Genomic DNA, 254 nt, shown 5'->3' on the forward strand with positions numbered 1-254 from the left:
TGAAACCATTAACTACCGTACTTTTAAACCTGAACGTGACGGTTTGTTCTGTGCCAAAATTTTTGGTCCAGTAAAAGATTACGAATGCTTGTGTGGTAAATACAAGCGTATGAAATACAAAGGCGTCATTTGTGAAAAATGTGGCGTTGAAGTTACAACAGCAAAAGTTCGTCGTGAGCGTATGGGTCATATTGACCTTGCATCACCAGTTGCACATATTTGGTTCTTGAAATCATTACCGTGCCGTATCGGTT

Annotated in this window: 1 protein-coding gene; it reads left to right on the forward strand. The window is 39.8% G+C overall.

Features of this window, described 5'->3' with window-relative positions; genetic code table 11:
• On the forward strand, window positions 1-254 hold a 254-nt coding region (locus AC2Q9J_RS18230; protein WP_499042132.1), incomplete at both ends, for a hypothetical protein.

It is taken from the genome of Planococcus sp. RAB007_Raresut (genome assembly GCF_057369535.1).